The sequence below is a fragment of the Acidimicrobiia bacterium genome, assembly GCA_040880805.1.
Classification (GTDB): domain Bacteria; phylum Actinomycetota; class Acidimicrobiia; order IMCC26256; family DASPTH01; genus DASPTH01.
The window spans coordinates 23,787-31,377 of sequence record JBBDHW010000026.1 but is presented as its reverse complement, the minus strand read 5'-3'; the positions used below and the strand labels follow the sequence as shown (position 1 = coordinate 31,377).

The 7,591-nt window shown below is 69.0% G+C and carries 7 protein-coding genes; all 7 read right to left on the bottom strand.

Annotation, left to right across the window (positions count from 1 at the left end; genetic code table 11):
* The coding region (locus WD271_06345) for a non-ribosomal peptide synthetase (GenBank protein ID MEX1007448.1) at positions 1–1,906 on the bottom strand (1,906 nt) is incomplete at its 3' end.
* Positions 1,896–4,592 carry a non-ribosomal peptide synthetase gene (locus WD271_06340; GenBank protein MEX1007447.1) on the bottom strand — a complete coding sequence of 899 codons (2,697 nt, stop codon included), beginning with the start codon at positions 4,590–4,592 and terminating at the stop codon, positions 1,896–1,898. The genes WD271_06345 and WD271_06340, both read right to left, overlap by 11 nt.
* Positions 4,593–4,636: 44 nt before the next feature.
* Positions 4,637–5,362, bottom strand: a complete 726-nt coding sequence (locus tag WD271_06335; protein ID MEX1007446.1) for a glycerophosphodiester phosphodiesterase — start codon at positions 5,360–5,362, stop codon at positions 4,637–4,639.
* An 8-nt stretch (positions 5,363–5,370) separates the two neighbouring features.
* On the bottom strand, positions 5,371–5,577 hold the full coding sequence (locus WD271_06330; GenBank protein ID MEX1007445.1) for a hypothetical protein: 207 nt from the start codon (positions 5,575–5,577) through the stop codon (positions 5,371–5,373).
* Positions 5,578–5,615: 38 nt separating this feature from the next.
* Complete coding sequence (locus tag WD271_06325) at positions 5,616–6,503, bottom strand: metal-dependent hydrolase (GenBank protein ID MEX1007444.1); 888 nt, start codon at positions 6,501–6,503, stop codon at positions 5,616–5,618.
* Positions 6,500–6,715 (bottom strand): hypothetical protein, encoded by a 216-nt coding sequence (locus WD271_06320; GenBank protein ID MEX1007443.1) that lies wholly within the window; start codon positions 6,713–6,715, stop codon positions 6,500–6,502. The genes WD271_06325 and WD271_06320 overlap by 4 nt, the downstream gene beginning before the upstream one ends.
* Positions 6,712–7,581 carry a phosphatase PAP2 family protein gene (locus WD271_06315; protein ID MEX1007442.1) on the bottom strand — a complete coding sequence of 290 codons (870 nt, stop codon included), beginning with the start codon at positions 7,579–7,581 and terminating at the stop codon, positions 6,712–6,714. Before WD271_06315 ends, WD271_06320 begins: the two co-directional genes overlap by 4 nt.
* Positions 7,582–7,591: the final 10 nt, after the last annotated feature.

Sequence of the window (7,591 nt, the reverse complement as noted above, 5' to 3'; positions counted from 1 at the left end):
CGCGCGCGTCGAGCCGCATGAGCAGGCGGCCCCATCGCTCGCCGCGGGCGCCGACCTCGCCGCCGAGCCAGGCCTCGGATCCCAGCTGGGCGATGCCGAAGCGGTCGTCGATCGCGGCGATCAGCTCCACCGCGGCGAGGGAATCGCCCCCGAGCTCGAAGAAGTCGTCGTCGAGCCCGACCCGATCGAGGCCCAGCACCTGCATGTACAGGCCGGCCAGCTCCCGCTCACGCCCAACCGGTTCGCGGTACGGGCGCAGCGCGGGATCGGGGGGCGGCGGCAGCGCGGCGCGATCGATCTTGCCCCGGGAGCCGACGGGAAATGCATCGAGCACCGTGACGACACTCGGCACCATGTGCGGCTGCACCCACTTCGCGAGGTCCCGCCGCACCTGCCAGCCGCTCGGGGTCGCGCTGCCCCGCAGAACGACGTACGCGACGAGGCGAGTTCCGCCCTCGGCCGTCGGCGAGGCGACGACCACGGCATCGGCGATGTCGTCGAGCTCGACGAGCGCGCGCTCGACCTCGCTCGGGCTCGTCATCGCGCCGCGCACCTTTACGCGATCGTCGGCGCGTCCGAGGTGCTCGAGCACGCCGTCGGATCGTATTCGCACGCGGTCGCTGGTGCGGAACGCACGCCGGCCGTCGGGGAGAGCGAAGAAGCGCTCCGCCGTGAGCTGCGGGTCGCGCCAGTAGCCGGCGGAGAGGTTGACGTCGATGACGACCATCGTCCCGGGTTCGCCCTCGGGAACGTCGTTGTCGGCGCCGTCGACGATCCGAAGTTCGAGCCACGGCTCCGCGTGGCCTACGGGGACCGGCGCGTCGGTTGCCTCGTCGTCGGGCGTGACGATCCATGTGCACACGGTGCTGGCTTCGGTGGATGCCATGCGGTTCCGGAGCTCAGTGTCGGGACCGAACATGCGCCGCGCGCGCCGAACGTCACGCCCGAAGAGGGCCTCTCCTCCGAACGTGACGATCCGCATGGAATTCACGTGTGCCTCGGGAGCTGCCACAGCCAGGGCGCGGAACACCGACGGAACAAAACCGGTGATCGTGATGCCACTCTCGTTCGCCCACGCCGCGATCCCACGTGCGCCTTCACGCTGCACGTCGTAGAGGCACAGCGTGACGCCGTTCAGCAAGGCGGTCCACACGCGTGTGTAGGCGGCGCTGAAGCCGAGCGAGCCCTCGAGACCGATGCGGTCGGCAGGTGTGAGACCCAGCGAGTAGGCATGCCGGCAGGCGTTCCGCACCGCGTGGCGGTGGGTCCGGTGCACGCCCTTGGGGGCGCCGGTCGAACCGGAGGTGAAGAAGAGGATGGCCAAGCTCTCGGGATCGATTGTGATCTCGTCGCGGGGCGAGGTCGCGTCGTCGGCCGGCTCCGTGCGTGAACGGAGAGCCGGCTCCGTGCCTGAACGGAGAGCCGGCTCCGTGCCTGAACGGAGAGCCGCCTCGTCGAGCACCACGACGGGACCGTCGGGCGCCACCGCTCGTGCTGCGTCTTCACTCGCGGCATCGCTGACGATCAGCGACGATCCGGCTTCCTGGTGAACGGCGCGGAGCCGCTCCACCGGATCGCGGCGGTCGACGGGCACCGCGATGCGCCCCGAAACGATCACCCCCACGATCGCGATCACGGCGTCGACCCCGTGGGTGACGACGACCGTGACCGGCTCGTTCGGGTCAGGAGTTGCCGCGCGCACGACGTGGGCGACGTGTTCGGTCGCTCGCACGAACTGCGCGTACGTGAGCTGTTGCATACCGTCATCGACCGCGATGTGGTCGGGACGCGCGTGCGCAACCTCGTGCAACGCGTCGCGGACGGAGCGCGGCCGGGGATCCGTGAGCACGAGCCCACGCTCCCAGGGTGCGAGGTCGAGGCGCGTGGGGCCAACCTCAGTGGACATGCCCTGCTCTTTTCGTGGCCGCGACTGTAGGCGAGCGCGACGCGGCGTCGAACGCTCGACTCAGCTCCGCGGCCAAGGTCGACACGAGCGGCCGGAGAATCATCGTGTTGTGGTTTCCGGGCACGTCGACCACAGACGGCGAACGACGCAAGTACGACGACCAACCGAGGTCGCCACCGAGCTCGCCGTGATCTTCGGCCGTGGCGCGGAGCACCAGCGTGGGCCCGCCGAAGGTGTGCGTCGGCCGGTAGCGCCGTCTCTGGCGCGAGGCCACTCGGTAGAACACGTAGTACTGGCGCAGGCCGCGCCGCGGGACGAGTCCCGCCGTGGTGATCGCCGCCGCGCGTTGCGCGTGCGCAACCGCGGAAGAGGCGGCCCACCTCAGCGCGTGGGCGCTCGACTGGTCGCGCAGCGTGTCGGCACGCGTCGCGAAGCGCTCTGCGGCGTTCGGCTTGGTTCCCGGCGCCGTGCTGTCGAGGATCGCGAGGAGCGCAACGCGTTCGCCCACCGCTTCGAGCCGGCACGCCATCTCGAACGCGACCACGCCGCCGAACGAATATCCCGCGAGGAAGTACGGCCCGGACGGTTGTGCGCGGCGCATCTCCTCGAGGTAGCGCCGTGCCGAGCGTTCGACGCTGTGGTCGGGGAACGAACGCTCTTCGAGGCCCCGGGCCTGGATGCCGTAGGTGACGCGGCCGTCCCCCAGCTCGCCGGCCAGCGATTCGGCCAATGATCGGAGGGTGATCGCCGGGGAGCCGCCGCCGGCGACGCAGAAGAACGGAGATCCTGGCTCTGACGCCGCGGTCAGGCGCACGACGGTGGACAGACCACCACGCGGCCGCCGGTGCACGAGGAGCGGTGCGAGCAGCGCGACCGTCGGCGCGTCGAGCAACGTCGACGGCTGCAGTTGCATGCCGAACTGCTCGTCGACCATCACGAGCAGTTCGACCGCGGCGAGCGAGTCGCCGCCGAGGTCGAAGAAGTCGTCGTCGAGACCGATCCGATCGACGCCGAGCACGTCACCGAAGATGTCGGCGAGGTCTTGCTCGCGGCCTACAGGCGCGCGGTACGGCCGGTTCACCATCGGCGGTGGAGGGAGGGCAGCGCGGTCGACTTTGCCACGGGAACCGGTCGGCAAGGCGTCGAGCATCACGACGGTGCCGGGCACCATCGTTGGTGGCACCAAGGCGGCGAGGTCACGCCGGATCGCCGACGCACTCGGTGACGCGTCGCGCTCGGGTACGACGTATGCGACCAGTCGCAGTCCGCCGTCGGCGGCGGGTGTGCTCTTCACTGCTGCGGCGGCTACGCCCTCGAGTTGCATCAGCGCGCGTTCGGCCTCCATCGGGCTGACCATCGCGCCCCGCACCTTCACGCGGTCGTCCGCTCTTCCCACGTGCGCGAGCGCGCCGTCGTGCAGTCGGCGGACGAGGTCGCTCGTGTAGAACGCACGGCGCTCGTCGGGCAGGTCGACGAAGCGCTCGGCGGTGAGATCGGGGTCGTTCCAGTACCCGAGCGCGAAGTGGTGCCCGATCACCACGAGCCGTCCCGGTTCGCCGTCGGGCACCTCCTGGTCGTCGTCGTCCACGATGCGCGCGTCCAACCACGGTTCGATCTCACCCACTGGCACGATCCCGTCGAGCTCGTCGTCGCCGGCGGTCACGACCCGGCCGGCCATGCCGTGCGTCTCGGTACTCGACAGACGGTTGCGGAACACGGTGTCGGGGCCGAAGAGCGAGCGTGCACTGCGCGTGTCGCGACCGTAGAGCGCTTCGCCGCCGAAGGTGACGAGACGCACGGTGTCCATGCGTGCGTGGGGCGCGTACTCGAGCACCGCGCGGAGTACCGAGGGCACGAACAACATGACGGTGATCCCGTTCGTGTTCACCCACTCCGGGATGTCACTCGGGCCGCGCTCGCGCAGGTCGTACAGGCAGACCCGTGCGCCGCTGACGAGTGCGGCGAAGATGCGAGTGTGCGTCGCGCCGAAGGCAAGGGATCCCGGCACGGACATCCGGTCCTCGGGCGCCAGGCCGTGCACGTATGCGATCTGCAAAGCGTTGTCGACGATGTTCTCGCCGCCGATCGCGACACCCTTGGGCGTGCCCGTGGATCCCGACGTGAACAGAAGCATGGCCGGGCCAGTTACCCGCTCGGGCACGGAGCCTGCTCTCCGCTCGGGCACGGAGCCGGCCGGGTCGAGTTCTTCGGGGTCGAGGTTGTCGGTGACGAGCACCGGTGATCCGGCCGCGAGCGACTGGGCCGTGGCGACACACCGCCGGTTGGTCACGACGAGCGAGGACGCGGCGTCGTGGTGAATCGCAGCGAGACGATCGAGTGGATCGCGCGCGTCGACGGGTACCGCGATCCGACCTGCGGTGATGACCCCCAGAATGGCGACGACGGCTTCGATGCCGTGCTCCACGACCACAGTGACCGCTCCGGTGCCGGTTCGTTCCGCTCGCACTGCGGCCGCGACGCTGTCGACCGCGCGCAGCAGCTCTTCGTAGGAGAGCGTGCGGGTGTCGTCGCCGATCGCAACGCGCTCAGGAAGTGCGCGCGCGACGTCACCGAGCGCGTCGCGCAGCGACCGAGCGCGGTGCGGACCGAGCACGATGCCGTGCTTCCACGGTTCGGCGACCACCGTGCGCGCTTCCATCGCGGGCCGTGACGCTTCGACGCGCATAGCTGTTCCCTCCTGACTGGTCGGCAGCGCCGATCGTATGGCCGTCAGCGACCGGCCAACGCCAGTCGTACTTCGGAGGGCCAGTCGGTGACGATCCCGGCGAGCGGGAGCGCGAGCTTCTCGTGGAGTGCGGCGCGACGCTTGCACCACGAGTAGACCGAGAGGCCCCGCTGGGCGGCGGCATCGACGAATTCCGGTGAGAGCGCGTTCCAGTGGGCCGACACGCCGCGCGCGCCCACCTCGACCGCGCCATCGAGGAACTCCTGGTGCCGAGCGGGATGGCGCGTATCGCGGAGCAGCGCCGACTCCAGGTCGGGTGCCGCGCGCGCGGTGAAGCGCACCACGTCCATGTGCTGCGACCAGAGCAGCACGCGCGACTCGACGTTGGCGACACGAACGGCGTCGACGACGGCCGGACCGGCCGTGGGATCCTTGATGTCGATCGCGACGCCGAGACCGGCTTCCCGACCAGGCACGGAGCCGGGGCCGAGTGCAGCGAGCGCGTCGGACAGTGTGGGCACGGGTTCGCCGTTCTTGCGCAGGCGGAGCCCCCGCGCGGTTTCGGACGAGATCCAGCGCGCCAGCCACGGGGCGCCTGTGGTGCGGAGGGTCGTGGGATCGTGCATGAGGATCGGGACGCCGTCGCGCGTGCACCGCGCGTCGAGCTCCACGATGTGGGCGCCGAGCTCCGCCGCGCGCCGGATGCCCTCGAGGCTGTTCTCGGCCGCGTCGCGAGGACAGGTTCGGTGCGCGATCACGGCTGTCGACATGACGGGGTTCAGACCAAACTATTGCTCGCTCGCTGCGGATCGGCGGTACCCAGGTCCGCGGGTGCTCGCTTCGCGTCGTCGAACGCGAACCAGTCTTCTTCCTCTTCGAGCTCGAACACGAGATCGCGGTGCGCGGTGCGCTTCACGTGCTGATACCGCCAGATGCCCAGCGCCGTCACGCCGGCCTCGAATCCCCAGAAGCACTGCATGCACATGGTTGTCTCCTCACGCCAATCTCTCAGGCCGATCTGATCTAGGTCGGTTGCGGTTCGGCTTCGGTGACCGCGGGGAGCCTGTCGGTCGCGCGGTCCCAGTATCGCTTGAACAGGAAGGTCCACAGGAACACGAGCGTGAGGGCGAACGCCGCGCCCGCGAACGCCAGCCCCAGCGGGGACGTGCCCCAGCCTCCCGGCGGGATGAAGGCCCTCTTCACGTAGTAGGGCCCACCCCAGCTCAGGTCCCACGGCGAGTGGTCGATCGCGTGCGCCCAGATGGTCCACGCCGCGATCCGGCACACGGCGTAGAAGAAATAGGCGCGGTAGAACGCGAGCAGCGCCTTGTTCGGCATGCGGAACTTCCGGCGAATCCACCCCCACGCCGGGTCTTCGGGGATGACCTCTTTGCGGAAGTAGTCCTTCGTGAGCACGCGCCACGAGATCAGCACCATCAGGAGCCAAAAGACGTCCCACACGCCGCCGAGGCTGCTGTAGTACGCGGCCGCGTCGCCGTACTTGCCCTGCTGTGCTGCGTACGCCCACATCCCGGTGCTGAAGTGCTGCGTGGAGAACGGGAACAACAACATCGTGCCGATGGAGTCGAACGTGTCGGTGAGCACGTGCGCCCATATGCCCACGAGCAGACCGAGTGACCACGCGCGGTTCTTCGTGACCATGAGCACCGCGCCCGCGATGATCACGCCGAACATCAGCGAGTGGGTAAACCCCACGCCCGGCCAACCGCGGTGGAACTGCGCGGGGTTGCTCGCACCGTAGTGCGTGCCGCCGAGGGTGAACCCGTACGTCCACGTCTTCGTGATCATGTCGGGCGCAAGGCAGCCCGCGAGGATCGCGAGGTACGAGATGCGCACGCGGATGTGCTTCCTGAGCACATAGCTCTCGAGCTCGTGCGCAGCCCAGCTCACCGCTTGCGGCCCCTTCCCCAGTGGTTGCGGATCCAGTCGGGCAGGATCCACACGATGAACAAGAGGTACAACGGCCCGATCACCCAGTTGAGGACGAACGTGCGGAGGAAGACGCCGAGGATGATGTAGGTGATCGCGGCGATCGCGTAGAGGAACCCCTGCTCGTGTCGCGCCCAGAGGCTCTGTTTGACGGCCTTGGAGTGTTCGCTCATGCGCCGGCCGACCCCTGCATGGACGGTACGGTTTCGGGGACGACCACGTCGGGCTCCGGCGCGTCACGTGCGCGCCGCGCGCGCCGCCAGTCGAAGACGCGATCGACGCCCACCGCGCACACGTACGCGAGCGCGACCTCGCCGATGCTGCCGAAGACGTCGATCAAGTGGTGGTTCCCGGTGACCGCGATCGACAAGACGGTGAGGAACATGTCGACCACGAGCAGCGCCTTGATCCAACGTCGCCGGATGACCGGCCACAGCGCGAGCACGGCCCAGAGCGCCCACGAGATGTGGTGGCTCGGCATGCCCGAGTAGAGGTTGCCGAACTCGGCGATGGTGGCGGCGTTCGGTTCTCCGTCGGGCCCGTAGAAGATGGGCCGCTGGGGGCCAAAGTTGTAGTACTCCGCAGGAGTGTCGACGAAGCCGTACCGCTCGGGGAGGTACTTCGGCGGCGCGAGCGGGAAGAAGAGCCATCCGACGGGGCCGAACACGAGGATGAACAGGAACGTGTTCCGCCACCGCACGTACCGCCGCGGGAACTTCACATAGAGGTAGATGCCTGCGAACAGCGGCAGCGCGAAGTGCACGGTGCCGTAGTAGATGTTGAAGAACGACACCACCGCCGGGTAGTCGAGGAAGAACTGCTGGATGCTGCGCTCGTGGTAGATGCCGAGCCAGACCTCGATCCGGGTGACGGCCCGCGCGTTGCGGAACGCGTCGATGCGAGTGCCCATCACCCAGTCGCGCGCGCGGTCGTAGAGCTCGTACCACACGCCGACGCCGAGGATCTCGAGTATCCATCCGAAGCGGATGCGCTTGCTGAGTGGCCCGAGCGCGACCGTGCGAGTGCTCGGGCCGGCCATGTGGCGGTAG